The following is a 25,438-nucleotide window of genomic DNA, read 5'->3' on the forward strand; positions in this document are numbered from 1 at the left end:
GCCCCGCCCGGGGGGGGGGGGTGGGGGGGTGGGGGGCTTGTGGTGCGTTTTGTTTGGGGGGGGGGGGGGGGGCCTGCGCAGGACGCGCCGTGAACCCATCCATGGGGGCTCGATGGCGCCATCCATGGCGCCAACGGTCCCGCGCAACCCACCCCCCCCGCCCCAGACAGTTTCCCTGTGCGTACACCCACCGAGAAGAAAAAAGAAAATCAACATCAAACGCCGGTCGCTTCGCTCCTGGTGGCGACCAAGGTCGACACCCACCAGTTCGTAATGATCCACACCGGAATCGAGATTCACCACCGTCACCGGGAAACTGTCGGGGGTGGGGCGGTGTCGGGTTGCGGGGTGTCCGCGGCATGGATGCCGCGCCCAAGCCCCCAGGGACGGGTTTACGGCGTCCCCGCAACCCGACACCGCCCCGCCCGACAAACAGAAAAGCCAGAGCCGCTTTGGCTCTGGCTTCTGCTGTGGAACTTGACGTTGCCTCTGCGGGTGCCGGGCCGCAGGCCCGGCCGATCACATCACACCACCGGTTCGCGCAGGGCAGGGTTGTCCCAGCCCGGGCGCGGGGCAAAGCGGTCACCGTGACGCTGCTGCAGCGCCTTCAGGCGCTCGACGATCACATCGGCACCCACCGCGCGGATGTGCTGGATCGGACCCCCGCGGAACGGCGCGAATCCGGTGCCGAAAATCACACCCGCATCCAGCAGGTCCGCATCGGCCACCACGCCTTCGTGCAGGCAGGCCACCGCCTCGTTGAGCAGCGGCAGGATCAGGCGATCTTCCAGGTCCGCAGGGGCCTGGTAGTCGCTGGCGACATCCGGCTTCTTCGGCTTGCCGTTCTCCCAGGTGTAGATGCCCTGGCCATCCTTCTTGCCGCGCTTGTCGGCTTCCACCGTCTGCAGTGCCGCCGGAATCTGCAGGCCGAGGAACGGCGCCAGCTCGCGGCCCACGCCGGCGGCGACATCCAGGCCGACCGTGTCGATCAACTCGATGGGGCCCATCGGCATGCCGAACTTCACCGCTGCCTTGTCGATCACCGGGCCCGGGATACCTTCGGCATAGGCGGTGGCCGCCTCCAGCATGTACGGGAACAGCACGCGGTTGACCAGGAAGCCCGGGCTGCCCGCCACCGGTACCGGGAACTTGCCCAGCGCCTTGCAGAACGCTGCCAGACGGCGCTCGGTCTCCGGCGCCATGCCGTCGTGATGGATGATTTCCACCAGCGGCATCTGTGCCACCGGATTGAAGTAGTGCAGGCCGGCGAACTGCGCCGGGCGCTGGATGTGGTCGCGCAGTTCCACCAGCGGAATCGACGAGGTATTGGTGGTCAGCAGCGCATCGGCCTTCATGCCTGGCTCCAGCGTCTGGTACAGCGCGCGCTTGGCCTCCGGGTTCTCGATGATCGCCTCGATCACCAGATCGGCGTCGGCCACGCCTTTGCCCTCCAGGTCCGCCCGCAGCCGCGCCGCCACCGCTGGACGCTTGCTCTCGTCCTTCACCTTCCTGGCGAACAGTGCCTGCGCGCGTTCCATCGCCGGATCGATGAAGCGCTGCTCGCGATCCTGCAGGGTGACCTCGAAGCCCTTGTAGGCCGCCCACGCGGCGATGTCACCGCCCATCACGCCGGCGCCGACCACGTGCACGTGGCGAATGCCGGAATCGCCGCCGCCCAGACCCTTCAGGCGCTCGGTCAGGAAGAAGATGCGGATCAGATTGCGCGCGGTCGGCGTGCTGGCCAGTTTGACCACCGCGCGGCGTTCGGCATCCAGGCGGGCCTGCACCGGCTTGCCGGCGCTGCGCTGCCAGGTGCTGATCAGTGCATAGGGCGCCGGGTACTGGTCCTTCTTCGCCTTGCGCGCGACCTGCTTGATCATCTGCGGTGCCAGTACCTTGCGCGCCAGCCAGGTGTTGCTGGCCCATGCCAGCGCACGCTGCTTGAACGGCCGCGTGGTGCCGGCCAGCGCCAGTGCGACGGCGGTGTCGAGCACCACCGCCGGTGCCACCACCTTGTCGACCAGGCCGATGCCACGCGCGGCCGAGGCCGAGAGGGTGCGGCCGGTCAGCATCATGTCCATCGCCGCCGGGGCGCCGACCAGCTGCGGCAGGCGCGCGCTGCCACCCCAGCCGGGGAAGATGCCCAACTGGGTTTCCGGCAGCCCGATGCGGGTGCTGCTGTCGTTGGAGGCCACGCGGTAACGGCAGGCCAGGGCCAGCTCGGTGCCGCCACCCAGGCAGTGGCCATGGATGGCTGCAACGGTCGGGCAGGGCAGCTCTGCCAGCTTCTGGTAGGTGGATTGGCCGCGACGGATGGCATCGTTGACGGTGCCGCGCCGGTCGAACTCCTGGAATTCCTTCAGATCGGCGCCGGCGATGAAGCCGGCCTTCTTCAGGGACTGGATCACCACGCCCTTCGGCGGATCCAGCGCGATGCGTTCGAGCAGATCGCCCAGCTCCAGCAGCACGTCCTGCGACATCGCGTTGACACTGCTGTCCTGACGATCCAGGGACAGGACCACCACGCCGTCGTCGCGGATCTCGGGGTGCCAGTGGCTGAAGCGGAGACCATCGAAGCCTGAGAGCATGGACGTTCCATCCGGTTGTGTATGGAGAAGCGGCTATGATCCAGAGGTTGTTTCCCCCGCGTCAAATCCCTATAGCAGGGGAGTGGCGGTTCCGGATCCATGGCCGTGGAACAGAACGCTAACGGAACAGTGGTTAAAAGCTGGTGCGGCGCCGGGTGATCGGCGACTGAACTTTTCCCGGGATTGGCAGTCTCATTGCCCGACGTCGGTTGGGCTGACAGGAGTGCGGCCCCCCATGGCCGAGGTTGAAACACCACAGGAGCTGGATCTGGAACTGGTCCGGCGCGTGCAGCGCGGCGAGAGCGCGGCTTTCGATGTACTGGTGCGCAAGTACCAGCATCGGGTCGTGGCCCTGGTCGGTCGCTACATCGCCGACTGGAGTGAATGTCAGGACGTCGCCCAGGACACTTTCATACGCGCCTACCGCGCGATCGGAAGCTTCCGCGGCGATGCCCAGTTCTCAACCTGGTTGCATCGGATCGCCGTGAACACCGCCAAAAACTACCTGGCTTCACACAATCGACGCCCGCCGACCGATGACATCGACATCGGCGATGCCGAACAGTTCGACAGCGGCACGCGCCTGCGCGACACCGACACGCCCGAACGCGAGTTGATGCGCCAGGAGCTGGAACAGACAGTGATGAAGGCCGTCAACGCGCTGCCGGAAGAACTCCGGTCGGCGATCACCCTGCGCGAGGTGGAAGGCCTGAGCTACGAGGAAATCGCGCAGAAGATGGGGTGCCCGATCGGCACCGTGCGTTCACGGATCTTCCGGGCGCGCGAGGCGATCGACACCGAACTCCGGCCGCTGCTGGACATCGGCAGCGCCACCCGCGAGAAGAGCCGCGTATGACCAGTCATCCATTCAACGAATCGCAGAATCATCAATCGCCGGCCGGGCTGCGGCTTGACCAGCGCCATCGGGAACAGCTGTCGGCCCTGGTCGATGGCGAGCTGGGGGCCGACGAGGCCCGCTTCCTGCTGCGCCGCATGGAGCATGACCCGGAACTGGCCGGCTGCCAGGAACGCTGGCAGCTGCTGGGCGACGTGATGCGCGGGCAGGCCTCGGTGCTTGCGCCCGCCGGCTTCAGCGCCGCGGTTGCCTCTGCCATCGCCGCCGAACCCACGCCCCGGTCCGGGCCTCAGGACCGGCAGGTGCGCCGCAGTGGCTGGCGTACCTGGGGGGGCGGTGCCGCATTGGCTGCCTCGGTCGCTGCGGTGGCCCTGTTGATCGGCGGCGAGAAGCTGAAGGAGACCCCTCCCGGAGAGCCGCTGGCCCCCCAGGTGGTCGCCAGCCAGGCCGAGCTGCCGCCGGCACCGGTATCGCCCGCGACGGTGACCGAAGCCTCGGTCGATCCGGCGGTGGTGGCGGTGGCCAGTGTTCCGGCGGCCGCATTGGCCGCCAGCCGTCGCCAGGACGCACGCCGCGCCAGCGCCAGTGCCACCCGCGGCCAGCAGGCTGCGCGGGTGGCACAGCGTGACGACGGGGCGCAGCGGGCTGTGGCCGCCGCCCAGGCGCCCTTGGTGCCGACCGTGCCGGCCGGTGCCAGCCGCAACCTGCCGTTCGGCGAGGTGGCCGGCCTGCAGGCCCGGCCGTGGCCGCGCTCCAGCCTTGCTCCGGCCGCGGGGGGCGCGCTCAACGCCAGCTTCCCGGCGCATGCCGACAGCGCCACGTTCTACCCCTTCGAGCCGCGCCTGCAGGACGACCTGCCGCCGCCGCCCCGCCCGCGCGACTGAGCCGGGTGCCGCCACGCCCCGCCGATCGCGGGGCCCTTCTTCTCCCTTCCATCCGATCCGGAGGTTGCCGTCCGATGACTCCCCGATTCCGCACGCAGGCCATCGGCCTGCTGGCCCTGACCCTGCCGCTGGTGGCCTGTGCCCAGGCGCCGTCCCCGGCTGCCCAGACCGCGCCGGCCGCGGCCGCTGCCGCGCCGCGCGCTCCTGCGCAGCCGCTGGTCACCGGCCTGCCCGATTTCACCAACCTCGTCGAGCAGGTCGGCCCGGGCGTGGTCAACGTCGACACCACCATCGTCCGCAGCAACCGCCAGGCGCGTGGGCCGATGGGGGACGACGACATGCCGGAGTTCTTCCGTCGCTTCTTCGGCCCGGACTTCCCGATGCCGGGGCAGGGGCCGGGCGGCCCCGACGGCGGTCCCAGCATCAAGGGCCGCGGCATGGGGTCGGGCTTCATCATTTCGCCCGACGGCTACGTGCTGACCAACTACCACGTGGTAGCCGACGCCAGCGAGGTGAAGGTCAAGCTGGGCGATCGCCGTGAGTTCACCGCCAAGGTGGTGGGTAGCGACCAGCAGTACGACGTCGCCCTGCTGAAGATCGAAGGCAGGAACCTGCCGACCGTCCGTGTCGGCGATTCCAACAGCCTGAAGCCGGGCCAGTGGGTTGTCGCGATCGGCTCGCCGTTCGGCCTCGACCACTCGGTCACCGCCGGCGTGGTCAGCGCCCTCGGCCGCAGCACCGGCGGCCCGGACCAGCGCTACGTGCCGTTCATCCAGACCGACGTGGCGATCAACCAGGGCAACTCCGGCGGTCCGCTGCTGAACACCCGGGGCGAAGTGGTCGGCATCAACTCGCAGATCTTCTCTGCGTCCGGTGGCTACATGGGCATCAGCTTCGCGATTCCGATCGACCTGGCGATGAGCGCGGTCGAACAGATCAAGAAGACCGGCCGGGTCACCCGCGGCCAGCTGGGCGCGGTGGTGCAGGAGATCGACGGCCTGAAGGCGCAGGCCATGGGCCTGCCGGACAGCCGGGGTGCGCTGGTCAACCAGATCGTGCCGGATTCGGCGGCCGCCCGCGCCGGTGTGAAGGTGGGGGATGTGATCCGCACCGTGAACGGCGCACCGGTCAACAGCTGGTCCGATCTGCCGCCGCTGATCGGCGCCATGGCCCCGGGCAGCCGGGTCACCCTGGGCGTGATCCGTGACGGCAAGCCGCGCGACCTGAGCGCCACCCTGACCGCGCTGGCCGAGGATGACCAGGCCAGCGCCCGCAGCCCCGCCGCCGCCAGGGCCGATGCCGCTCCGCAGAGTGGTGCCAATGCCCTGCTGGGCCTGGACGTCAGCGATCTGACCGCGCCGCAGCGCAAGCAGCTGGGCCTGGAATCGGGCGAGGGCGTGCGCATCACCGGCGTCAAGGGGCAGGGCGCCCGGGATGCCGGCCTGTCCCCGGGCATGGTGATCCTGCAGGTGGCCAGCACCCAGGTGAGCGGCGTGGAGTCGCTGAACCGCGCGCTGTCCAGCTACAAGAAGGGCGATGTGGTGATGCTGCTGGTCCGCACCGGCAACGGCAACAGCGCCTTCGTGGCGGTCAAGGCCGGCGAGTAAGGACCGGGGCTGCTCCGGCAGCCGCTGCCCCCCCGAAGCCCCGCTCAGGCGGGGCTTCGGTCGTTCCGGCCCTGGCCCGGCGAGGCGCCTTTCGCGGGCGGGCCCCGGGCGTGCGATAATCCACCGTTACCCTGACGACGCCGCGCGCCGCCGCCACCTATGTCATCTGATTCGATGCGGAACATCCGCAACTTCTCCATCATCGCCCACGTCGACCACGGCAAGTCCACGCTGGCCGACCGCATCATCCAGCTTTGTGGTGGCCTGCAGGCCCGCGAGATGGAAGCGCAGGTCCTCGACTCCAACCCGATCGAGCGCGAGCGTGGCATCACCATCAAGGCGCAGTCGGTATCGCTGCCGTACCTGGCCAAGGACGGGCAGACCTATCATCTGAACTTCATCGACACCCCGGGCCACGTCGATTTCTCGTATGAAGTCAGCCGCTCGCTGGCCGCCTGTGAAGGTGCGCTGCTGGTGGTCGATGCTGCCCAGGGCGTGGAAGCGCAGTCGGTGGCGAACTGCTACACCGCGGTGGAGCAGGGTCTGGAAGTGGTGCCGGTGATCAACAAGATCGACCTGCCTACGGCCGACATCGAGCGCGCCAAGGCCGAGATCGAGGCCGTGATCGGCATCGACGCCACCGACGCCGTGCCGGTCAGCGCCAAGACCGGCCTGAACGTGCAGGACGTGCTGGAGGCCATCGTCCACCGCATTCCGCCGCCGCAGCCGCGCGATACCGACAAGCTGCAGGCGCTGATCATCGATTCCTGGTTCGACAACTACCTCGGCGTGGTCTCGCTGGTGCGCGTCATGCAGGGCGAGATCAAGGCCGGCGACAAGCTGCAGGTGATGTCCACCGGCCGCAACCACCAGGTCGACAACGTCGGCGTGTTCACCCCCAAGCGCAAGGTGTTGCCGGCGCTGCGCGCGGGTGAGGTGGGTTGGGTCACGGCCAGCATCAAGGACGTGCATGGTGCGCCGGTGGGCGACACCCTGACCCTGGCCGGTGATCCGGCACCGAAGCCGCTGCCGGGCTTCCAGGAAATGCAGCCGCGCGTGTTCGCCGGCCTGTTCCCGGTCGACGCCGAGGACTATCCGGACCTGCGCGAGGCGCTGGACAAGCTGCGCCTGAACGATGCCGCGCTGCGCTTCGAGCCGGAAAGCTCGGAGGCGATGGGCTTCGGTTTCCGCTGCGGCTTCCTCGGCATGCTGCACATGGAGATCGTGCAGGAACGGCTGGAGCGCGAATACAACCTGGACCTGATCAGCACCGCGCCGACGGTGGTGTACGAGGTCCTGAAGACCGATGGCTCGATCATCAACATGGACAACCCGGCCAAGCTGCCGGCGGTGAACCAGGTCCAGGAGATCCGCGAGCCGATCATCCGTGCCAACGTACTCACCCCCGAGGAGTACATCGGCAACATCATCAAGCTGTGCGAGGAAAAGCGCGGCAGCCAGATCGGCATCAACTACCTGGGCAGCCAGGTGCAGATCAGCTACGAGCTGCCGATGGCCGAAGTGGTGCTGGACTTCTTCGACAAGCTGAAGTCGGTCAGCCGCGGCTACGCGTCGCTGGACTATCACTTCGTGCGCTTTGATGCCGGCCCGTTCGTGCGCGTGGACGTGCTGATCAATGGCGACAAGGTCGATGCGCTGTCGCTGATCGTCCACCGCAGCCATGCCGACCGCCGCGGCCGCGAGCTGTGCGAGAAGATGAAGGACCTGATCCCGCGGCAGATGTTCGACGTGGCGATCCAGGCGGCTGTCGGCTCGCAGATCATCGCCCGTACCACGGTCAAGGCCATGCGCAAGAACGTGCTGGCCAAGTGCTATGGTGGCGACGTTTCGCGCAAGAAGAAGCTTCTGGAAAAGCAGAAGGAAGGCAAGAAGCGCATGAAGCAGGTCGGCCGCGTGGAAATCCCGCAGGAAGCGTTCCTGGCCGTGCTGCAGATGGACAACAAGTAAGCGCGCACCGGCCCTCCGGGGCCGGTCGTCCGGTGACGTTGCAAAGGACCCTGAATGAAACTGTTTGAGATCCTCCTGGTCGTGCTGACCCTGGCCTCGGGCCTGATCCTGCTTGCGGACAAGCTGTACTTCGCCAGGCGCCGCGCCCAGCGTGCAGGCCTGCTCGACACCGAGCCGGTGCTGGTGGATTACTCGCGTGCATTCTTCCCGGTGCTGGCGATCGTGCTGGTCGTGCGCAGCTTCATCGCCGAGCCGTACAAGATCCCGTCCAGCTCGATGATGCCGAACCTGCTGATCGGTGATTTCATCCTGGTCAACAAGTTCGCCTATGGCCTGCGCCTGCCGATCACCAATACCCGCTTCGTGCCGGTGGGTGATCCCGCGCGCGGCGATGTGGTGGTGTTCCACTTCCCGGGCCACGGCGACAACGACCCGGCCAAGGGCGAGAACTTCATCAAGCGCGTGATCGGCGTGCCGGGTGACACCGTGGTGTTCGAGGGCGACAGCTTGGTGCTGAACGGCGAGCCGGTGAAGTACGACAACAAGGGCATCTACGCCGGCCACAAGGGCCAGGGCGAGGGCGCCAACCTGCTGGTCGAGCATCTCCCGGGCCGCACCCATACCGTGCTGGAGACCGACTATCCGCGTGGCCAGGGCCAGTGGACGGTGCCGGCCGGCAAGTACCTGGTGATGGGCGACAACCGTGACAACAGCGATGATGGACGCTTCTGGGGGCTGCTGCCGGAAGAGAACCTGCGGGGCAAGGCATTCCTGATCTGGCTGAACTGCCAGGGCTGGTTCTGCAAGGACGGTTTCGAGCCGTCGCGGATCGGCTCGGGCATCAACTGAGTATTTTCACATCCAACGCGTATCTGGGGAGAACGCAATGAAGACGATGAACACGCAGCGCGGCATCACCCTGACCTCGTTTCTGGTGGTCCTGGTCGTGGTTGGCTTCTTCATCTACATCGGCATGAAGCTGTTCCCGATGTACCAGGAGTATTACGCGGTACGCTCGGCGATGAAGAGCCTGGCCAGCCAGCCGGGCGTGGCTAGCATGGAGCCGGCGCGGATCCAGGATCTGTTCTTCAAGCGGCTGTACATCAACTACTCGGACAACGTGAAGCCGGGCAACGTCAAGTTCGATCGCCGCGACAATGGCTGGACCCTCAAGGTCAACTACGAAGTGCGTCGCCCGTTGATCGGCAACCTCGATGTGGTTGGCAAATTCGATTCTTCCCAGGACCTGACCCGAAGCGGTGCCCAGTAAATTCATCCAACGTGGCGACCTGATCGGCCATGCCTTCCGCGACCCGGCGCTGCTCAAGCAGGCGCTGACCCATCGCAGTGCCGGCGTGCCGCATAACGAGCGCCTGGAATTCCTCGGCGACAGCATCGTCAACATGATGGTCGCCGAGGCGCTGTACCAGCGCTGGCCCAAGGCCGACGAGGGCGCACTGACCCGCGCCCGCGCCGAGCTGGTGCGTGAAGGGGCGCTGGCAGTGATCGCCCGTACCCTGCAGCTGGGCGAACGGCTGATCCTGGGCGCGGGCGAGATGAAGTCGGGCGGGCACCGCCGCGACTCGATCCTGGCCGATGCACTGGAGGCGGTGGTGGCCGCGATCTACCTGGACGCCGGTTTTGACGCGTGCCGGGAGACCGTGCTGCCCTGGTTCACGGCCTCGATGGAGGCGCTGCCGGCCACCGGCCGCCCCGAGAAGGATCCCAAGACCCGCCTGCAGGAATGGCTGCAGGCCCGGCAGAAGGCGTTGCCCCAGTACGAACTGGTGTCAGAATCCGGTGACGACCACGCCAAACATTTCCGGGTACGCTGCAACGTGGCCGACCCGGCCGCCAGCACCGAGGGCGAAGGCGCCTCGCGGCGGCTTGCCGAACAACAGGCGGCTGCAGCCGTCCTAGAACAACTGGATTCCAAGTGAGCGAACAAACTTCCCATCATTGCGGCAGCGTGGCCGTCATCGGCCGCCCGAACGTCGGCAAGTCGACCCTGACCAATGCCCTGGTCGGGGCCAAGGTCAGCATCGTCTCCAACCGGCCGCAGACCACCCGCCACCGCCTGCTCGGCATCGCCACCTATCCGGAAGGCCAGCTGGTGCTGGTCGATACCCCGGGCCTGCACAAGGTGCAGAAGCGGGCGATGAACCGGGTGATGAACCGCGCCGCGCGCGGCTCGCTGGAAGGCGTGGATGCAGGCCTGCTGGTGATCGAGGCCGGGCGCTGGGATGACGAAGACAGCCTGGCCTTCAACGTGCTGCGCGATGCCGGCATCCCGGTGGTGCTGGTGGTCAACAAGATCGATCGCCTGAAGGACAAGGGCGCGCTGCTGCCGTTCCTGCAGGAGGTGACCGCCGGCCGTGATTTCGCCGCCGTGCATCCGATCTCGGCGCAGAAGCGCAACGGCCTGGACGCCCTGGTGCGTGACGTGCTGGAGCTGCTGCCGGAAGCCCCGCCGATGTTCGGCGAGGACGAGATCACCGACCGCAGCCAACGTTTCCTTGCCGGTGAACTGGTACGTGAGCAGCTGATGCGCCAGCTTGGCGAGGAGCTGCCCTATGCCACCACCGTGGAGATCGAGCGCTTCACCGAGGATGGCAATCTTCTGCGCATCGGCGCGGTGATCTGGGTCGAGCGGGAAGGCCAGAAGGCCATCGTGATCGGCAAGGGGGGCGCGCGCCTGAAGGAGATCGGGGCCAAGTCGCGCCTGCAGATGGAGCGTCTGTTCGGTGCCAAGGTGTTCCTGGAAACCTGGGTGCGCGTACGTGAAGGCTGGTCCGACGACGAGGCCGCGCTGAAGGCCTTCGGTTACGAGTAAGCCACGGCGATCGCTTCGGTGATCATCGAGGGCGACACGGGGTTCGTGCTGCATGCACGGGCCTATCGCGAAACCAGCCTGCTGGTGGAGGTGCTGAGCGCGGAGCATGGCCGGATCGGCCTGCTTGCGCGCGGCGTGTCCACGGCCAAGGGCCAGGTGTTGCGCGCGGCCCTGCAGCCGCTGCAGTGGATCCGCTTCAGCGCACAGCAGCGCGGCGAACTGGCGCAGCTGCGTGCCGCCGAAGCGCTGGACGCGGCGCCGCGGCTGGTCGGCCAGGCCATGCTGGCCGGCTTCTACCTGAGTGAACTGACGCTGCGGCTGGCGCCACGCCAGGATCCGTTGCCGGAGGTGTACCTGGCGTACGGCGAGGCACGCGCGCGGCTGGCAGTGGGCGCCGGACTGGCCTGGACGCTGCGCCGCTTCGAGCGCGAGCTGCTTGCCGCACTGGGGCTCGGTTTCGATCTGGAAAGCGCCAGCGATGGTCAGCCGATCGATCCGGCAGCGCGTTATGCGCTGGATCCGCAGGAAGGGCCGCAACGGCTGCTCAGCGAGCGCGGTGGAGAGCGCAGTGCGGCGGCCACCGGTTCGGCGCTGTTGGCGCTGGCGGCCGACGAGGAGCCGGGGCCTGCCGATCTGGCGAGCCTGCGGCTGCCCATGCGGCGGGTGCTGGCGCACCACCTGGGGCCACGGGGTCTGAAGTCCTGGGAGCTGCTGGAGCAGTTGGCCCCCCGGCGGTAGGCGGGCGGGGGGCAGATCCGTCTTCCGCAGGGAAAGGGATCTGACCCCGGATTGATTTCGATATCCGACGGGGCAGGGCGCACCCGTGCCGGGTAACCCTCAGTGCAGCAGTGCCGCTACCGCGGCGCGGAAGCCCGCTTGTGCCAGGTCCGACTCCGGCATGTGGTGCAGCTGGCGCACCGCGCGGCCCAGCCGTGCGGCACCGACGAAGCCGCAGCTTGCCTGCAGCCGGTGCAGCTGGCTGCGCAGCTGGCGTTCATCATGCTGGTCCACGGCCTGCTCCACCGCATCGCGGACGCCCGGCAGTTCCGCAAGGAACAGCTCGCGCAGGGCGATCAGGTGGTTGCGCTGGCCATTGAGAGCGGCCAGAGCGGCGGTCTCGTCCCAGTCCTGCCCGTTCAGCTCGACCGCAGCGGGGGCCGGAGCGACGGCGATGCCGGCCGGCGAGTTGACCAGGGCGCGGCGGACCGCCTTCAGCAACTGGTCGCGGCCGAGCGGTTTGACCAGGGTGTCGCTGAAACCGGCCTCACGCAGGCGCGCATGGATGGACGTGTCGCCGTCGGCGGTATGCGCCAGGGCAGGAGTGTCCGGATGCGAACGGCGCAGTTCGCGCAGCAGCTGCGCGCCATTGCCGTCAGGCAGGTTGACGTCGATCAGCCACAGGTCGTGGGCCCCGGGCTCGGCGCTTGCCAGGGCACTGGCAAGGGAGTCCGCGGTATCGACGTCCGCCGGCAGGGTTTCCAACGCCGCCTTGAAAAACCCGCGGCTGATGATGTCGTCCTCGACAAGCAGGAAGCGGGGCCGACTGGCCCGCGGGGTCATCTGCATCAGGGGCTGCCTCCATGTCAGCTGGTTGACATCATCAAGCACGGCGGCGGCTGGCGCAAGCGGCGGCAGGCCCCGCCGGTCAGGATCTGCGACAATACGCGCCCATTTTCGCCCGCAGCCTGTTGCCACGTGGCCCGATCCCGCTCCCGCATCGACCGTACCCCGTTCCAGACCGAGATCCTCGACCTCAGCCATGATGGTCGCGGCGTCGCCCGCCGTGAAGGCGAAGGTGGCAAGGTCACCTTCATCAGCGGCGCTCTGCCGGGCGAAGTGGTCAGGGCTGAACAGACCGCCCGCAGCCGCCATTTCGACGAAGCACGCACCGTGGAAGTGCTGCAGGCCTCGCCACAGCGGGTGACGCCGAAGTGCCCGCATTTCGGCACCTGCGCCGGCTGCGTGCTGCAGCACCTGGATGAAGACCAGCAGATCGTTGCCAAGCAGCGCGTGCTGATGGACAACCTGGAACGCATCGGTCACGTGAAGCCGGGCCGCGTGCTGCCACCGCTGGTCGGCGACAGCTGGGGTTACCGCCGCAAGGGGCGCTTCTCGGTGCGCCGCGTCGAGAAGAAGGACAAGACCCTGGTCGGCTTCCGTGAACAGGACCCGCGCTTCGTCGCCGATCTCAGCCAGTGCCTGACCGTGATCCCCGAAGTGGGCACCAAGGTGCAGGCGCTGTCGACCTTCATCGAGTCGCTCGACGGCAAGCGCGACATCCCGCAGATCGAGTTCATCGGCGGTGACCAGGCCGTCGCGCTGACCGTGCGACATCTGCAGCCGCTCAGTGATGCCGACCGGGCCGCATGGGCCAGCTTCGGCCAGCAGCACGGATTCGCCATCTACCTGCAACCCGGTGGCGTGGACACCGTCCATCCGCTGGACGGGCAGGGCGTGCCGCTGTCGTTCCGGCTGGCGCCGTGGGATGTCGAACTGGCATTCCGGCCACTGGATTTCATCCAGGTCAATGCCAAGCTCAACGAGAAGATGATCGCTCACACCCTGGATCTGCTGGAGCCGGGTGAGGACGAGCGCGTGCTGGACCTGTTCTGCGGGCTGGGCAACTTCACCCTGCCGCTGGCGCGCCGCGTGCGCGAGGTGGTGGGCGTGGAAGGCGACGCGGGCCTCGTTGCCCGCGCACGTGAGAACGCCGAGCGCAACGGGCTGGGCAACGCCCAGTTCTACAGCGCCGACCTGACCCAGGACCAGCGCGCCACGCCGTGGATGCGCCAGGGCTTCGACAAGCTGTTGCTGGACCCGCCGCGCTCGGGCGCGATCGAGGTGCTGCAGCAGCTGCCGTTGAAGCAGTTCAAGCGCATCGTGTACGTCAGCTGCCATCCGGGATCGCTGGCCCGGGACGCGGGCTACCTGGTGAACGAGCAGGGCTTCAGCCTGGTCAGTGCCGGCGCCATGGACATGTTCCCGCACACCGCGCACGTGGAAAGCATCGCGGTGTTCGAAAAGCGCTGACCCGCTGTCATGCCCATCGCGCATAATGGCGCGATGGGCATCGAGATCGAACGCAAATTCCTCGTCAGCAGCGACGGCTGGCGTGCGGCCGCACACCGGGTGATTCCGATGGCGCAGGGCTACATCAACGATCTGGGCGCGCTCGACAGCGGCCGCCAGAACGCGTCCGTGCGGGTGCGCATCGAAGGTGAGCACGCCGCGCTGAACCTGAAGTCGCGCACGATCGGCCATACCCGCCAGGAGTTTGATTACCCGATTCCGGTGGAGGATGCGCGCGCGCTGCTGGCGCTGTGCGTGGGGGGCCTGATCGACAAGCGTCGCCACCTGGTCGAGCATGCCGGCCTGACCTGGGAAGTGGATGAGTTCCTGGGTGACAACGCCGGCCTGGTGGTGGCCGAAGTCGAGCTGGAAAGCGCCGGGCAGGCCATCGCCCTGCCGGACTGGGCCGGCGCGGAGGTCACCGACGACCCGCGCTACTACAACGTCGCACTGGCCAGTCATCCCTATTCACGCTGGTGAAAGGGGCGTTCCCCCTTTTTTCGGGGCGCCCGGACCCCATGTCGGTGGGATGAGAATCGACATCTACTCCGACGTGGTCTGTCCCTGGTGCTGGATCGGCAAGCACCGTTTCCAGCAGGGGGTGCAGTTGCTGGGGGCCGATGCCCCAGTACTCGACATCCACTGGCAGCCGTTCCAGCTGGACCCGGATGCGGGCACCACGCCGGTGCCGCTGCGCGAGGCGTATGCGCGCAAATTCGGCGGTGTCGAGCGCACAGAGCAGATTCTCGGCCAGACCCAGGCCACCGCCCGTGGCGAAGGCCTGCCCATGGACTTCAGCCAGGGCCAGGTGCGGGTGACCACCCTGCCAGCGCACCGGCTGCTGTGGCTGGCCGGCCAGCACGGTGTGCAGGACGCGGTCGGAGAGGCGCTGTTCCGCGCTCATTTCGAGCACGGCCAGAATCTGGCGGACACAGAGGTGCTGACCCGGGCCGGTGTGGCAGGCGGACTGGATGCGGCAGAGATCGCCCAGATGCTGGCCTCCTCACGCGGCCTGGCCGAGGTCGAAGCGGGACTGGACCAGGCCCGTGCGCTGGGTGTTTCCTCGGTGCCGACCTTCGTCATCGACGGCCGCTGGGCGATCTCCGGCGCCCAGCCTCCGGAAGCCTTCGCCCAGGCGCTGCGGCAGATCGCGGCGGAGCAGGTCACGGCAACGGGGCGCAGTGGCGACGACGCCTGTGGCGCGGACGGCTGCAGGGTCTGATCCTTCGAGGGGGCGCGCGATGGACGCCCCCACCTGCGTCCAACGGCCGGTTCTGCGACAATGCGGCACTGCGCCATGCGGGCGCCCGTTGTGGAGAACGACCATGCTGCTGATCGGCGTTGCCGGCACTGAACTGACCCCCCAGGAACGCGACTGGCTGCAGCACGATGCCGTTGCCGGGGTGGTGCTGTTCACGCGCAACTTCGCCTCCCGCCAGCAGGTGAGCGAGCTCAGCGCCGCGATCCGCGAGGCCGCGCCGCGCCCGCAGCTGATCTGCGTCGACCAGGAAGGCGGTCGCGTGCAGCGTTTCCGCAAGGGCTACAGCGATCTGCCGCCGCTGCAGGAGATCGGTGCCGGCTATGCGAAGGATCCCGGCGCCGCGTTGGCGCTGGCCGAGCAGCACGCCTGGCTGATGGCCAGCGAAGTGCGCGCCAGTGGCGTGGACCTGAGCTTTGCCCCGGTGGTCGACCTGGGCCGTGGCAACCTTGCGATCGGCAACCGCGCTTTCAGTGAAGACCCGCAGGTCGTGGCTGCGTTCACCGAGGCCTACGTACGCGGCATGCACGCGGCCGGCATGGCGGCCACCCTCAAGCATTTTCCCGGCCATGGCACCGTGCTGGAAGACACCCATGTCGATACCGCGGTCGATCCGCGGACGCTGGACGAACTGCGCGCGCAGGACCTGGTGCCGTTCCGGGCCGGTGTTGCCGCCGGTGCCGACGCCGTGATGATGGCGCACGTGATCTACCCGCAGGTGGCGCCGGAACCGGCCGGCTATTCGCCGCGCTGGATCCAGGAGGTGCTGCGTGGCGAGCTGGCCTTCCGCGGCGTGGTGTTCTCCGACGACATCGGCATGGCCGCTTCGCACCATGCCGGTGGCGTTGCGGCACGCGTGCACGCGCACCTGGATGCGGGCTGCGACGTCGTGCTGGTCTGCCATCCGGAGCTGGTCGATGAAGCCCTGCACGCGGTGCAGGGACGCTCCCTCAATACCGCTGCGCTGCTTGGCCTGCTCGGCCGCGGCGCGCTTGGCTGGGATGGCCTGCTGGCCGATGCCCGCCATGGCGACACTCAATCCCGTCTGCTTGAAACCCTTGGAAGAACCGTCTGATGCCGAACCTCACCATTTCCCAGGCCCTGGCCCAGGCCGACCTGCTGGTTGACCGCCCCACCATCGACAAGGCCATCGCCGGTATCGCCGACGCCATCGCGCGCGATTACAAGGGCGAGGTGCCACTGTTCCTGTCGATCATGCACGGTGCGCTGCCGTTCGCCGGCCAGCTGGCGCTGGAGCTGGGTGCGCGCGGCCAGGACGTGCAGTTCGATTACCTGCACGCCACCCGCTATCGCGGTGAAACCACCGGCGGCGACCTGGTGTGGAAGCACAAGCCGGCCACCGCGCTGTTCGGCCGCCGTGTGCTGCTGGTCGATGACATCCTCGATGAGGGCTACACCCTGCAGGGCGTGCGCACCTGGTGCCTGGAACAGGGCGCGACCGACGTGCGCATCGCAGCGATGACGGTGAAGAAGCACGATCGCGGGCTGCCGGATGTGACGGCTGACTACGCCGGCATCGAACTGCCCGACCGCTACGTGTTCGGTTTCGGCATGGACGTCAACGAGACCCTGCGCTGCGTGCCGGCCATCTACGCGATGAAGGAATAACAGGCACGGCCGTCCGCGGCCGTCCTTTGCCGCCGCCGGCATCCTCGGGTGCCGGCGTTCGTCTTTCTCTGGAGTGCTTTCGATGCAACAGATCGCCCTGGCCGTGATCGGCGGTACCGGTGTCTACAACCTGGCCAAGCTCGACGATGTGCAGACCCACGAGGTCGAGACCCGCTTCGGCCGTCCCTCCGGTCCGGTGCGCGTGGGCACGCTGCTGGGCAACCGCGTGGCCTTCCTTGCGCGCCATGGCGAGGGCCACTCGCTGCCGCCGCACAAGATCAACTACCGCGCCAATCTGGCTGCGCTGCAGCAGATCGGCGCCCAGCGCGTGCTGGCGCTGAACACCGTCGGGGGCATCACCGAGCAGGTCGGGCCGCGCGTGCTGGCCTGCCCGGACCAGATCATCGACTACACCTGGGGCCGGATCAGCACGATCTGTGAAGAAGAGGGTACCGAAGTGCTGCATGTGGACTTCGGCCACCCGTACACGCCGATGCTGCGGAGCAAGATTCTGGCCGCGGCCAAAGTGACGGGTGTCACGGTCCATGACGGTGGCTGCTACGGTGCGACGCAGGGGCCGAGGCTGGAAACCATCGCGGAAATCGCCCGCATGCGGCGCGATGGCTGCGATCTGGTGGGCATGACCGGAATGCCCGAAGCCGCGCTGGCGCGGGAGTTGGGACTGGATTACGCGTGCCTGGCGATCGTGGCGAACTGGGCCGCGGGCTGTGGTGATGGCGAGGAGATCACGATGGCCGAAGTGCTGGCCAATGTGCAGGCGGCGAGCAATGGACTTCCGGAACTGATCGGCGAATTGGCACGGGGGTGATTGTCTTCGCCGAGCAAGCTTTGCATACTCAGCCGGTACGCGGGTTCAGCGTACACCACCCATTCATTGCATAAGGTCTCGCATCACCATGCCGAACGGTACCGTCAAGTGGTTCAACGACGCCAAGGGATTTGGCTTCATCTCGCCGGAGGATGGCAGCGCCGACGTGTTCGCGCACTTCTCCGCCATCAACTCCAAGGGCTTCCGCAGCCTGCAGGAAGGCCAGCGTGTCACCTATGACGTGACCCAGGGCCCGAAGGGTGCCCAGGCTTCGAACATCACGCCGGCCGAGTGATCCACTCGACAGTGCGTTGAGAACCCCGCTCCGGCGGGGTTTTTTTTTGCGCCCATCGCATGGGACCGAACCCAAGCCGCGCGCGGGCGGCCTGGAGAACGATCCGGATCCGGCTGGGGCACAATGTGCGGATGACGGAACGACTTCGCATTGCCGTGATTGGATACGGCACCGCTGGCCAGGCGATGGCCATCCTGCTGACCCGCGACGGGCACGACGTTGAGATCTTCGAGCGCGTGCCGACCCCTGGGCCGGTCGGCGCCGGTTTCCTGTTGCAGCCCAGCGGCCTGCAGGTTTTGTGGCAGATGGGACTGCTGGAGGCCGTGCGCGCGCATGCCGCGCCGGTGCATCGGCTTTATGGCGACACGCCGTGCGGACGTGCGGTGATGGACATGGGCTATGGCGGCCTCGATGTCCGCCTGCACGGTCTGGGCATGCAGCGCGGCGCCCTGTTCTCGCTGCTGGACCAGGCCCGCGATGGCGCCGGCCAACTGCATGCGGAGACCACCATCGACGCGGTCGATACCGCGCGGGGGCAACTGCGCGACAACGAAGGCCGCACGCATGGCCCGTTTGACCTGGTGGTGGCGGCCGACGGCGCAGCGTCGTCCCTGCGCGCGACCATTGCCGGCGGCGCTGGCCTCGACCGCGTCTATCCGTGGGGTGCATTGTGGTGCCTGCTGCCGGCAGGAGAGTGGCCGCACGTGCAGCAGCTGCGCCAACGCTACGTCGCCGCGCGCAAGATGATCGGCCTGTTGCCGGTGGGCACGTGTCCGGGTGATGACACGCCGCGCCTGAGTTTTTTCTGGAGCCTGCCACGCGCCGACTTCGCGCGTTGGGAAGATGAAGGCATGCAACCGTGGCTGCAGGAACTGCATGCGCTCTGGCCCGAGGCCAGCGCACGCTTCGATCACCTGCACGATGCCGGACAGCTGTCCCGGGCGGTTTACCGCGATGCGGTGATGACCCGCTGGCATCAGGGGCGCATGGTCCTGGTCGGCGATGCAGCGCACGCGATGAGCCCGCAGCTGGGGCAGGGGGTGAACATGGCGCTGCTCGATGCGCTGGCGCTGCGAGACGCGCTGCGTGTGCATGGCGCTGGTGAGACGGCACTGCAGGCCTACCAGGCGCAGCGACGTGCGCATGTGGCGGTGTACCAGCGCTGGAGCCGCTGGCTGACGCCGCTGTTCCAGTCCGATCGCGATGCGTGGGCCAAGGCGCGCGACGCGCTGCTTGGCCCGATGGGGCGGCTGCCGGGGGGACGCGGCCACATGCTGCGGGTGCTCAGTGGAACCCAGCACGGCTGGTTCGGTTCGCTTGCTCTGGATCCAGCCTTCCTCGAAGCCCTGGCCCGGCCGCCCGTTGCGCTTGCCACGCAGGCTGCCACGGCGGCTGCGTGAATCGCATCATCACGTGAATTAACGGTTACCTCACCGCGTCTGTGCGACAAGAGTGAAGCACGCCACAGCTGCGTCGCCCGTTTTCCTCTCCGTGATTCGAACATCGCGTGGCCCGGGTGGCGCCGCCGTCGCGGCCTGCTGCGGCCCGGATGTGCTGCGAGTTCACGAGGAGGACGCCATGTTGTTCGCGGTCGAAGAGCTGGAATCGGAAATCTGCAAGCTGCGGGGATTGCTGCAGATGCTGCACGAGGACCAGCCCGACGTTCTGGAGGATGTGTTCGAGTTCCATGTGGGCAGCCTGATCAGTCATGCGCTGCCGGAACACCACACGCACATCCGCGCCTGTGCGCAGGAAATGCTCTCGGCCGTCCAGGCACTGCCGCGCCGGCAAAGCAACGACACGCCCGATTTCCATCTGATGCCGGCGCTGGCGGGCGTCCGGCCGGCCTGACTGTCGCGCCCGCTGGCCTTACCGGCCAGGCATCGCCACCAGACCCTGTTCGACACAGGCGATGCGCCGTTCACCCTGCGCCGGTGCGATGACCCAGCCGCCGGTGAAGGCGGAGAATGCCGGCAGCACCGTCAATCCTTCGCGCAGCCAGAACGCCGGAAAGCGGCGGCGCAGCGCCGGCAGTGCGATCTGCGGATGGATATGGCCGGCAATGACGTGCGCTGCGGGCACGTGCCGTGGTTCATGGCACAGCAGGAACGCGCCCAGCTGCACCTCGTCATGCAGCTCCACCTGCAGCGCCGCGTGCGGCAGGTGCCGATCATGATTGCCGCGTATCACATGCACCGCCAGCGCGGAGTGCTGCTCTCGCCATCCCAGCCATTGCCGGTACCACGCCGCACGATGCGCCGGCCCATGCAGCACATCGCCCAGTATCCACAGCTCGCGGCAAGCCCTTGCCTGCACCAGCCTCTGCAGGCGCTGCAGGTCGTCGCGGGTGCCGCCGGACGGCAGCGCGATGCCGGCGCGGCGGAACAGGTCGGCCTTGCCCAGGTGCAGGTCGGCGATCAGCAAGGCCTGCCGGGCCGGCCACCACAGTGCGCGCGCACCGAGCAGCAGCATGGGTTCACCGCCCAGCGTCACGGCCAGCTCATCGGCCATGGCGTCTCTCCAGCTGCTGTGCGGCACGCAGCACGCGGGTGCGCCAGTCTTCGTTGCTGAACTGTCCGCGCAGGCGCTCGGCCCACAGCGGGAAGCCCAGCGGTGTCAGCGAGGCGGGATGCTGCAATGACAGTGACTGCGTGCCGATGCGTTCGAGCACCTGCTGCAGGCCCGGCAGATCCAGGCTGTCCTGCAGCACTTCATGCTCGGCCAATGCCAGCAGCAGATGATCGGGGTCGTGCTCGCGCAGCACGTCGTACAGCAGTCCGGCCGAGGCCTGCAGCTGGCGCAGCGAGCGCGGCGCGCCACCGGGCAGGCTGGGTACCAGCAGGCCAGCGACGCGTGCGATTCCGCGGAACTGGCGTCGCGCGAGCTCGCCCAGATTGACGGCGGCACGCAGGTCCTCAAGCAGCTGATCGGCCGCGAACAGTTCCTTCCATTGCTCCGCCTGCAGCTCGATCGGCTGCGTCGGTGCCAGCACCAGCCCGTGGTCATTGACGGCATAGCCGATGCTGTTGCGCTGCCGGCGCGTGCAGCGCAGCGCCAGCAACGCCGCCAGTGCCTCGTGGATGTGGCGTCCGGCAAAGGGATAGACGAACACGAACTGGCCTTCGCGGCGCCGGACGTCCTCCAGCAGCAGGTGCGCGGGCGATGGCCGGGCAGACAGGCGTGACTGCAGTGCCATCAGGGGGGCCAGCCAGCGCGACTCGGCGCTGTCGTCCGCACCGGACAGCACCGCTTCCAGCTCGCGCCCGAGCGGCATCGACAGGGGCAGCTGGCCGCCCTGCCAGCGCGGGACGGTGCCTTCACCGCCCTTGCGGGCCAGGCGCACATAGGCGGTCATGTCGCGCAGCTGCACCAGCTCCAGCATGCGCCCGGCGAACTGGAATCGATCGCCTCTGCGCAGGCGGCTGGCGAACTGTTCTTCCACCGAGCCGAGGCCACCGCCGCGCAGGAACTGCACACGCACGGCGCCATCGCTGCTGATGGTGCCGATCGACAAGCGATGGCGCAGGGCCTGGCGGCGGTCGTGCACGCGATGGTAGCCGTCCGCGTCGAGCACCACCTTGTGGAAGTCCGGGTACTGCGCCAGTGCCCGTCCGCCCTGCACGATGAAGTCCAGGACAGCCTGCCATTGCGCGTCGCCCAGCTGCGCGAATGCGTGCGTGCGCCTCACCTGCGCCAGCAGCGAGCGGCTGGTGAATCCCCCCGCCAACGCGCGGCTGACCGCGTGCTGGGCGAGCACGTCCAGCGACAGGGTTGGCGGTCGCCTGGCTTCAACCACGCCGTCGCGCAGCGCGCGGCGCACGGCGGCGTACTCGGCCAGTTCCAGCGCATGGCTGGGCACGCACAGGATTCTGCCGCTGGCGCCGGGGCGATGCCTGGCACGGCCGGCGCGCTGGCGCAGCCGCGCCACGCCCTTCGGACTGCCAAGCTGCAGTACCTGGTCCACTTCGGGAAAATCGACGCCCAGATCCAGGCTGGAGGTGGCAACCACGCAGCGCATCGCACCGGCGCGCAGGCCGTCTTCCACCTGCTGACGCAGTGCGGGGTCCAGCGAACCGTGGTGCAACGCCAGCGTGGCGGCATCCTCCGGCCACACCGCCGCCAGCGCCTGGTGCCACAGTTCGGCCTGCGCCCGCGTGTTGGTGAACAGCAGGCTGCTGCGCGCGGCCATCAGCGCTTCCAGCACGCGCGGAAGCTGCGCCAGGCCAAGATGTCCGGCCCAGGGAAAGCGCTCGCCCGGTGCCGGCAGCAGGCTGCTGACGGTGACCGGACGCTGGCGCGCGCCTTCGACGATGGGTGCATCCGGTCTGTCCGGCAGCAGCACGTCGCGCGCCTGCGGCAGATTGCCCAGCGTGGCCGACAATCCCCACAGCTGCAACGCAGGCGTGGTGTCGCGCAGCAGTGCAAGATTCAGCTGCAGCAGCACGCCGCGCTTGTTGCCCAGCAGTTCATGCCATTCGTCGACCACCACGCAGCGCAGCTGATGCATGCGTGGCAGGGTATCGGGGTAGGTGAGCAGCAGTGCCAGTGATTCGGGCGTGGTCACCAGCACGTCGATGCGCCCTTCGCGCGCCAGGCGCCGCTCGCGCTGGCTGGCGTCGCCGCTGCGCAGGCCCACGCGCCACCCCAGGCCCAGGCCATTGACGACCGATTGCAGTGCGCGTGCGGTGTCGCTGGCCAGGGCACGCAGCGGGGTCACCCACAGCACCTGCAATGGGCGCACCGCGCTGGGGCGGGCGGGTGCGGGTGCGGGCGCGATCATCGCCTGCAGCAGCGGTCCGCCGAACATCGCCAGCGTCTTGCCGCTGCCGGTGGGGGTATGCAGCAGGCCCGATTCGCCTGCCAGGTAGTGACGCCACATGGCGCGCTGGAAGGGCAGGGGTTTCCAGCCGCGGCTGGCAAACCAGCCGTTCAGCCGCTGCAGGGCCTCGCTCCGCGTCATCGTGCCAGGGCCTGCAGCGTCGCCAGCTGATCGGCCTCGCTGGCCGGCTTGTCGTGGCGCCAGCGCAGGATGCGCGGAAAACGCACGGCGATTCCTGATTTGTGCCGTGCACTGCGGTTGACCGCCTCGAAGCCGAGTTCGAACACCTGCTCGGCGCGGACGCTGCGTACCGGCCCGAAGCGCTCGCGGGTGTTGGCGCGGATCCAGCGATCGAGGGCGAGGATTTCCTGATCGTCCAGGCCCGAGTAGGCCTTGGCCACCGGAACCAGCGCATCGCCGTCCCATACGCCGAAGGTGTAATCGGTGTACAGCGTGCTGCGCCGGCCATGGCCGGCCTGTGCGTACAGCAGCACGGCATCGATGGTGAGTGGATCGACCTTCCACTTCCACCAGTCGCCACGGCGCCGGCCGGACTGATACGCCGAGTTGCGGCGCTTCAGCATCAGGCCCTCCACGCCGCGCTCGCGCGCCGCGTCGCGGAGCGCGGCCGCCCGTGCCCAGTCCCCGGCGGGCACCTCCGGCGACAGCTGGATGCGCGCATCGCCGAGCGTGCCGAGCAGTTCCGCCAGCTGCACGCGCCGCTGCTGAAGCGGCAATGCGCGCAGGTCGTTGCCGTCGCGTTCGAGCAGGTCGTAGGCCAGCATCCGCACCGGTGTCGTACGCAGCGTGGTGGCGCCCGGCTTGCGGCGCTGGATGCGGGTCTGCAGGGCGGTGAAGGCTTTCGGAAGATCGGCCGGCTCATCCCAGGCCAGCAGTTCGCCATCCAGCACCGATCCCTCCGGCAGCAGTGCGGCGGCCTGCTCGATCTCGGGGAACCGGCCGTCCAGGCGCTCTTCGCCACGCGACCACAGCGCCACCTCGCCGCGACGACGCAGCAGCTGCAGGCGGATGCCGTCCCATTTCCATTCCAGCAGCCAGTCGTCGATGCTGCCCAGGCGATCACCGGGCTCACCTTCCAGCGGCGAAGCGAGGAAGAACGGATATGGCTGCTGGCGGTCCAGCGGCAGTTCTTCCGGCGACAGCAACTGTGCGAGCAGGGTGGGCGAGGGCACCCAGGTGCCCAGCATGCGCTGCGCGATGCGCGCGATGTCCAGCCCGGACAGTTCGGCCAGTGCCTGCTGGACCAGCCGCTGCGACACGCCGACGCGCAGTGCACCGGTCAGCAGCTTGTTGAACACCAGGCGCTCGTTCGCGGGCAGCTGGCGCCAGCCCTCGACCACGGCTGCACGTCGCTCGGGCTCGGGCTGATTGGCCACGGCCAGCAGATGCTGTTCGATCCAGTCGGCCAGAGGGCGGTCCGGCGCCATTGCCGTTGGGTCGTCCAGCAGCAGGGTCAGTGTCTCCGCCAGATCGCCGACCTGCGCATAGCTGTCCTCGACCAGCCACGCAGGCAGTCCGGCTTCCTCGCCGATCCAGCGGCGCAGCTCGCCGCTGGCAGCGATCTTCCGGCGCGCCCCCCCGACCTTGCCACCACTGAGCAGGAACAGGGCCCAGGCCGCATCGTGCGGTCGCGCGTGACGGAAGTAATCGACCAGCGCCGCGCGCTTGTCCAGCGTGGCGGTGCTGCGATCGAGGCGTTGGTACAGCGCGGCGAAGGCCTTCATTCCTCGCTCCCGAAATCGGTGCGGAAAGCCTCCGCGGCGACACCGCGCTCGCGCAGGAACGGAATCAGCGCATCGGTGTTGCCATGGGTCGCGATGACGCGGCGTGCGCCGGTCTGCTCGATGGTACGCAGCAACGCGGGCCAGTCGGCGTGGTCGGAGATCACGAAGCCACGATCGACGTTGCGGCGCCGGCGGTTTCCGCGCAGCTGCATCCAACCGGAGGCGAAACCCAGCTGGTGGCGCCCGAAGCGGCGCAGCCAGGGCGTGCCGGCGGCCGAGGGCGGGGCGAGGATCAGCCGTCCGGCCGCATCGGCCTGGCGCCCCTGTTCGGCGACGGCGATCGTGTCCAGCATCGGGATGCCCGCAGCGCGATAGACGGCCACGCCATTGGCGATGGCACCGTGCAGCCATGCCGGCGGTTCGCCCCGTGCCAGCAGCTCGGCCAGCACGCGCTGGGCCTTGCCCAATGCGTAGCAGAGCAGGACGGCGGCTTCGCCGCGCTGCGCGCATTCCTGGCGCCAGGACGCGATCTCGGCAGCCACGGCTGCGGTGTCCGGCCAGCGGTAGATGGGCAGGGCGAAGGTCGCCTCGGTGATGAAGGTATCGCAGGGCACCACTTCGAACGGCGTACAGGTGGGGTCGGGCTGGCGCTTGTAGTCACCGGAGGCGACCCACACCTGCCGGCCATCATCGATGCGCACCTGCGAGGAGCCGAGCACATGACCGGCCGGATGCAGTGACACCTGCACCCGACCCAGCGTAAAGGATGCGCCCTCGGCATGCGCGTGCAGCGGTACGTCGCCCAGCCGCCAGCGCAGGATCGGCGCGCTGCCCGTGCTGCAGTGGTATTCGCCCATGCCCGGGCGCGCGTGGTCACCATGGCCATGGGTGATGACCGCGCGCGGCACCGGCCGCCAGGGATCGATGTGGAAATCGCCAGCAGCGCAGTACAGCCCTTCCGGGCGCAGCACCACAAGATCGTCGTTGCCTGCCATGGCTGCACTGTGGCGCGCGGCTCGTGCACGGGGTGAGAACCGGCCTGAACGCGGGCTTGGCGC

The 25,438-nt window shown here is 68.3% G+C and carries 24 protein-coding genes; 18 read left to right on the plus strand and 6 right to left on the minus strand.

Annotated elements, in window-relative coordinates:
* Positions 1 to 524: 524 nt before the first annotated feature.
* Complete coding sequence (locus ACVOJ1_RS00005) at positions 525 to 2,588, minus strand: 3-hydroxyacyl-CoA dehydrogenase NAD-binding domain-containing protein (RefSeq protein ID WP_065181805.1); 2,064 nt, start codon at positions 2,586 to 2,588, stop codon at positions 525 to 527.
* Between the two features lie 235 nt (positions 2,589 to 2,823).
* Between ACVOJ1_RS00005 and rpoE the strand changes: the two genes are divergently transcribed.
* The 9 genes from rpoE (at position 2,824) to recO (ending at position 11,474) form a co-directional block, all read left to right on the plus strand.
* Positions 2,824 to 3,444, plus strand: coding sequence for an RNA polymerase sigma factor RpoE (gene rpoE / locus ACVOJ1_RS00010; RefSeq protein WP_065174837.1), 621 nt, complete (start codon positions 2,824 to 2,826; stop codon positions 3,442 to 3,444).
* Positions 3,441 to 4,328 carry a sigma-E factor negative regulatory protein gene (locus tag ACVOJ1_RS00015; RefSeq protein ID WP_053520401.1) on the plus strand — a complete coding sequence of 296 codons (888 nt, stop codon included), beginning with the start codon at positions 3,441 to 3,443 and terminating at the stop codon, positions 4,326 to 4,328. The genes rpoE and ACVOJ1_RS00015 overlap by 4 nt, the downstream gene beginning before the upstream one ends.
* 74 nt (positions 4,329 to 4,402) lie before the next feature.
* Positions 4,403 to 5,935 (plus strand): DegQ family serine endoprotease, encoded by a 1,533-nt coding sequence (locus ACVOJ1_RS00020; protein WP_263175256.1) that lies wholly within the window; start codon positions 4,403 to 4,405, stop codon positions 5,933 to 5,935.
* A 174-nt stretch (positions 5,936 to 6,109) separates the two neighbouring features.
* On the plus strand, positions 6,110 to 7,903 hold the full coding sequence (gene lepA, locus ACVOJ1_RS00025; protein ID WP_053520238.1) for a translation elongation factor 4: 1,794 nt from the start codon (positions 6,110 to 6,112) through the stop codon (positions 7,901 to 7,903).
* Positions 7,904 to 7,957: 54 nt separating this feature from the next.
* Positions 7,958 to 8,752, plus strand: coding sequence for a signal peptidase I (gene lepB, locus ACVOJ1_RS00030; RefSeq protein ID WP_053520237.1), 795 nt, complete (start codon positions 7,958 to 7,960; stop codon positions 8,750 to 8,752).
* 37 nt (positions 8,753 to 8,789) lie between these two features.
* Positions 8,790 to 9,173 (plus strand): DUF4845 domain-containing protein, encoded by a 384-nt coding sequence (locus ACVOJ1_RS00035; RefSeq protein WP_053520236.1) that lies wholly within the window; start codon positions 8,790 to 8,792, stop codon positions 9,171 to 9,173.
* Positions 9,163 to 9,843 (plus strand): ribonuclease III, encoded by a 681-nt coding sequence (gene rnc / locus ACVOJ1_RS00040; protein WP_053520235.1) that lies wholly within the window; start codon positions 9,163 to 9,165, stop codon positions 9,841 to 9,843. The genes ACVOJ1_RS00035 and rnc overlap by 11 nt, the downstream gene beginning before the upstream one ends.
* Entirely contained in the window at positions 9,840 to 10,736 is an 897-nt protein-coding gene (gene era / locus ACVOJ1_RS00045) for a GTPase Era (protein WP_053520234.1), read from the plus strand. The genes rnc and era overlap by 4 nt, the downstream gene beginning before the upstream one ends.
* Before the next feature lie 18 nt (positions 10,737 to 10,754).
* Positions 10,755 to 11,474, plus strand: coding sequence for a DNA repair protein RecO (recO, locus tag ACVOJ1_RS00050; protein WP_346479870.1), 720 nt, complete (start codon positions 10,755 to 10,757; stop codon positions 11,472 to 11,474).
* A gap of 99 nt (positions 11,475 to 11,573) precedes the next feature.
* Here the strand turns inward: recO and ACVOJ1_RS00055 are convergent, their stop codons facing one another.
* Positions 11,574 to 12,302 (minus strand): response regulator, encoded by a 729-nt coding sequence (locus tag ACVOJ1_RS00055; RefSeq protein WP_346479871.1) that lies wholly within the window; start codon positions 12,300 to 12,302, stop codon positions 11,574 to 11,576.
* 129 nt (positions 12,303 to 12,431) lie between these two features.
* Here ACVOJ1_RS00055 and rlmD point away from each other — a divergent pair, with 129 nt between their 5' ends.
* The 9 genes from rlmD to ACVOJ1_RS00100 all read left to right on the plus strand — a co-directional run bounded on the left by rlmD (position 12,432) and on the right by ACVOJ1_RS00100 (position 19,667).
* The gene (gene rlmD, locus ACVOJ1_RS00060) at positions 12,432 to 13,766 is read left to right on the plus strand and encodes a 23S rRNA (uracil(1939)-C(5))-methyltransferase RlmD (protein ID WP_197571810.1); all 1,335 of its coding nucleotides are present in this window, start codon (positions 12,432 to 12,434) and stop codon (positions 13,764 to 13,766) included.
* Positions 13,767 to 13,799: 33 nt separating this feature from the next.
* On the plus strand, positions 13,800 to 14,285 hold the full coding sequence (locus tag ACVOJ1_RS00065; protein ID WP_197571814.1) for a CYTH domain-containing protein: 486 nt from the start codon (positions 13,800 to 13,802) through the stop codon (positions 14,283 to 14,285).
* A 49-nt stretch (positions 14,286 to 14,334) separates the two neighbouring features.
* Positions 14,335 to 15,027: a DsbA family oxidoreductase gene (locus tag ACVOJ1_RS00070; RefSeq protein ID WP_346479872.1), complete on the plus strand. Its 693-nt coding sequence runs from the start codon at positions 14,335 to 14,337 to the stop codon at positions 15,025 to 15,027.
* 103 nt (positions 15,028 to 15,130) lie between these two features.
* Positions 15,131 to 16,138 (plus strand): beta-N-acetylhexosaminidase, encoded by a 1,008-nt coding sequence (nagZ, locus tag ACVOJ1_RS00075; RefSeq protein WP_065181809.1) that lies wholly within the window; start codon positions 15,131 to 15,133, stop codon positions 16,136 to 16,138.
* Entirely contained in the window at positions 16,138 to 16,692 is a 555-nt protein-coding gene (locus tag ACVOJ1_RS00080) for a hypoxanthine-guanine phosphoribosyltransferase (protein ID WP_053520227.1), read from the plus strand. The genes nagZ and ACVOJ1_RS00080 overlap by 1 nt, the downstream gene beginning before the upstream one ends.
* An 82-nt stretch (positions 16,693 to 16,774) precedes the next feature.
* Positions 16,775 to 17,521 (plus strand): S-methyl-5'-thioinosine phosphorylase, encoded by a 747-nt coding sequence (locus ACVOJ1_RS00085; protein WP_053520226.1) that lies wholly within the window; start codon positions 16,775 to 16,777, stop codon positions 17,519 to 17,521.
* A gap of 88 nt (positions 17,522 to 17,609) precedes the next feature.
* A complete protein-coding gene (locus ACVOJ1_RS00090; RefSeq protein ID WP_005410590.1) occupies positions 17,610 to 17,816 on the plus strand; it encodes a cold-shock protein in 207 nt (68 codons plus the stop codon).
* Between the two features lie 131 nt (positions 17,817 to 17,947).
* Complete coding sequence (locus ACVOJ1_RS00095) at positions 17,948 to 19,216, plus strand: FAD-dependent oxidoreductase (protein ID WP_346479873.1); 1,269 nt, start codon at positions 17,948 to 17,950, stop codon at positions 19,214 to 19,216.
* 178 nt (positions 19,217 to 19,394) lie between these two features.
* Positions 19,395 to 19,667, plus strand: coding sequence for a hypothetical protein (locus ACVOJ1_RS00100; RefSeq protein ID WP_053519542.1), 273 nt, complete (start codon positions 19,395 to 19,397; stop codon positions 19,665 to 19,667).
* 18 nt (positions 19,668 to 19,685) lie between these two features.
* On the opposite strand, the gene pdeM is transcribed toward ACVOJ1_RS00100, so the two are convergent.
* Genes pdeM through ACVOJ1_RS00120 form a run of 4 tightly spaced genes read right to left on the minus strand, consistent with a single transcriptional unit; the run spans position 19,686 to position 25,375 of the window.
* A complete protein-coding gene (gene pdeM, locus ACVOJ1_RS00105; protein ID WP_263175233.1) occupies positions 19,686 to 20,327 on the minus strand; it encodes a ligase-associated DNA damage response endonuclease PdeM in 642 nt (213 codons plus the stop codon).
* Positions 20,317 to 22,776 carry a ligase-associated DNA damage response DEXH box helicase gene (locus tag ACVOJ1_RS00110; RefSeq protein ID WP_346479874.1) on the minus strand — a complete coding sequence of 820 codons (2,460 nt, stop codon included), beginning with the start codon at positions 22,774 to 22,776 and terminating at the stop codon, positions 20,317 to 20,319. Before ACVOJ1_RS00110 ends, pdeM begins: the two co-directional genes overlap by 11 nt.
* Complete coding sequence (locus ACVOJ1_RS00115; protein WP_053519545.1) at positions 22,773 to 24,380, minus strand: ATP-dependent DNA ligase; 1,608 nt, start codon at positions 24,378 to 24,380, stop codon at positions 22,773 to 22,775. Before ACVOJ1_RS00115 ends, ACVOJ1_RS00110 begins: the two co-directional genes overlap by 4 nt.
* Positions 24,377 to 25,375: a ligase-associated DNA damage response exonuclease gene (locus tag ACVOJ1_RS00120; RefSeq protein ID WP_346479875.1), complete on the minus strand. Its 999-nt coding sequence runs from the start codon at positions 25,373 to 25,375 to the stop codon at positions 24,377 to 24,379. The genes ACVOJ1_RS00115 and ACVOJ1_RS00120 overlap by 4 nt, the downstream gene beginning before the upstream one ends.
* Positions 25,376 to 25,438: the final 63 nt, after the last annotated feature.

Source organism: Stenotrophomonas sp. STEN225 (assembly GCF_056756445.1).

Coding starts and splice junctions, on each gene's coding strand:
- pdeM (WP_263175233.1), bottom strand. CDS start 20,327: ATGGCCGATGAGCTGGCCGTGACGCTGGGCGGTGAACCCATGCTGCTG.
- ACVOJ1_RS00065 (WP_197571814.1), top strand. CDS start 13,800: ATGGGCATCGAGATCGAACGCAAATTCCTCGTCAGCAGCGACGGCTGG.
- ACVOJ1_RS00110 (WP_346479874.1), bottom strand. CDS start 22,776: ATGACGCGGAGCGAGGCCCTGCAGCGGCTGAACGGCTGGTTTGCCAGC.
- ACVOJ1_RS00095 (WP_346479873.1), top strand. CDS start 17,948: ATGACGGAACGACTTCGCATTGCCGTGATTGGATACGGCACCGCTGGC.
- ACVOJ1_RS00070 (WP_346479872.1), top strand. CDS start 14,335: ATGAGAATCGACATCTACTCCGACGTGGTCTGTCCCTGGTGCTGGATC.
- lepB (WP_053520237.1), top strand. CDS start 7,958: ATGAAACTGTTTGAGATCCTCCTGGTCGTGCTGACCCTGGCCTCGGGC.
- ACVOJ1_RS00115 (WP_053519545.1), bottom strand. CDS start 24,380: ATGAAGGCCTTCGCCGCGCTGTACCAACGCCTCGATCGCAGCACCGCC.
- lepA (WP_053520238.1), top strand. CDS start 6,110: ATGCGGAACATCCGCAACTTCTCCATCATCGCCCACGTCGACCACGGC.
- ACVOJ1_RS00080 (WP_053520227.1), top strand. CDS start 16,138: ATGCCGAACCTCACCATTTCCCAGGCCCTGGCCCAGGCCGACCTGCTG.
- ACVOJ1_RS00120 (WP_346479875.1), bottom strand. CDS start 25,375: ATGGCAGGCAACGACGATCTTGTGGTGCTGCGCCCGGAAGGGCTGTAC.
- ACVOJ1_RS00015 (WP_053520401.1), top strand. CDS start 3,441: ATGACCAGTCATCCATTCAACGAATCGCAGAATCATCAATCGCCGGCC.
- ACVOJ1_RS00100 (WP_053519542.1), top strand. CDS start 19,395: ATGTTGTTCGCGGTCGAAGAGCTGGAATCGGAAATCTGCAAGCTGCGG.
- ACVOJ1_RS00055 (WP_346479871.1), bottom strand. CDS start 12,302: ATGCAGATGACCCCGCGGGCCAGTCGGCCCCGCTTCCTGCTTGTCGAG.
- ACVOJ1_RS00020 (WP_263175256.1), top strand. CDS start 4,403: ATGACTCCCCGATTCCGCACGCAGGCCATCGGCCTGCTGGCCCTGACC.
- rpoE (WP_065174837.1), top strand. CDS start 2,824: ATGGCCGAGGTTGAAACACCACAGGAGCTGGATCTGGAACTGGTCCGG.
- ACVOJ1_RS00090 (WP_005410590.1), top strand. CDS start 17,610: ATGCCGAACGGTACCGTCAAGTGGTTCAACGACGCCAAGGGATTTGGC.
- ACVOJ1_RS00005 (WP_065181805.1), bottom strand. CDS start 2,588: ATGCTCTCAGGCTTCGATGGTCTCCGCTTCAGCCACTGGCACCCCGAG.
- nagZ (WP_065181809.1), top strand. CDS start 15,131: ATGCTGCTGATCGGCGTTGCCGGCACTGAACTGACCCCCCAGGAACGC.
- ACVOJ1_RS00085 (WP_053520226.1), top strand. CDS start 16,775: ATGCAACAGATCGCCCTGGCCGTGATCGGCGGTACCGGTGTCTACAAC.
- ACVOJ1_RS00035 (WP_053520236.1), top strand. CDS start 8,790: ATGAAGACGATGAACACGCAGCGCGGCATCACCCTGACCTCGTTTCTG.